This window comes from Diaphorobacter sp. J5-51 (assembly GCF_001023515.1).
GTDB classification, from domain to species: Bacteria; Pseudomonadota; Gammaproteobacteria; order Burkholderiales; family Burkholderiaceae_C; genus Diaphorobacter; species Diaphorobacter nitroreducens.
Map to the genome: position 1 here is coordinate 1 of NZ_JSYI01000125.1, position 1,176 is coordinate 1,176.

A 1,176-nucleotide genomic window follows, 5' to 3' on the forward strand; every position below is an offset into this window, starting at 1 on the left:
TGAATCGCCCCGGATTCCCTAGACACTTTTGAGCCGTTGGGAATGGCGTCTCTCGAACTCTACCGGCGAAGTATCTCCGGCAGTGCCATGGCGGCGCTTAGGGTTGTAGAACATCTCGATGTAGTTGAAGACATCGGCTCTCGCGTCATCGCGGGTCGGATAGATCTGGCGGCGGATGCGTTCGCGCTTGAGCAACTGGAAGAAGCTCTCGGCCACGGCGTTGTCGTGGCAGTTGCCGCGACGGCTCATGCTGCAGATCAGCTTGTGGTCGCGTAGGAAGTCCTGCCAGTCATGCCCAGTGAATTGACTGCCTTGATCCGAATGCACTGTGACTGGCTGCTCGGGTCGACGACGCCACAAGGCCATCACCAGCGCATCGAGCGCCAGCCCGGTATCGATGCGGCTACCCATTGACCAGCCGACCACCTGACGCGAGAACAGATCGACCACCACGGCCAGGTACAGCCAGCCCTCATGGGTGCGGATGTAGGTGATGTCGGTCACCCAGGATTGATTGGGCTGCGCCACGGAGAACTGGCGCTGCAGGTGGTTGGGCGCGACGACCGCGGGCTTGCCACCACGCATGCCAGGGCGACGGCGGTAGCCGGTCTGCGAGCGCAGTCCTTCGAGTTTGAGCAATCGGGCCACGCGGTGCTTGCCGCAGGACTCGCCTAGATCGCGCATGTCCAGGGTGAGCTTGCGGTAGCCGTACACGCCGCCGCTCTCCAACCACGCGTGCTTGAGCAGGCCCAGCACCCGTTGATCGTCCTGGGCGCGTGGGCTCACCGGATCGGCCTTCCAGGCGTAGTAGCCGCTGGGGTGCACCGTCATGATCTTGCACATGCGGCGCACGCTGTGCTCGTGTTCATGCCGCTCGATAAATGCGTACTTCACCCGGACTGCTTGGCAAAGTACGCTGCGGCCTTTTTTAAGATGTCGCGCTCCTCGGTCACACGCTTGAGCTCGGCCTTCAGGCGGCGCATCTCGTCGGCTTGCGAGCACTGCGCTTGGCGCTGGTCAGGCGACATCTGCTTGACTTTGATCCATTGATACAGACTGTGCTGGCTGACGCCAAGCCTGGCCGACACGTCGGCCACCTTGTGGCCTCGTTCGGTGATCTGCTTGACCGCTTCGATCTTGAATTCTTCGGGGTATCTCTGCTTGCTCATGGCACCT

At 61.7% G+C, this 1,176-nt stretch carries 1 protein-coding gene; it reads right to left on the minus strand.

Features of this window, described 5'->3' with window-relative positions:
* Window positions 1-18 precede the first annotated feature (18 nt).
* Window positions 19-1,169 (minus strand): IS3 family transposase gene (locus OX89_RS15305; protein WP_085945350.1). Its coding sequence is split into 2 segments (ribosomal slippage): window positions 19-923 and window positions 923-1,169, totalling 1,152 coding nucleotides; the frame shifts between segments, so codons are not numbered across the junction.
* Between the last annotated feature and the right edge of the window lie 7 nt (window positions 1,170-1,176).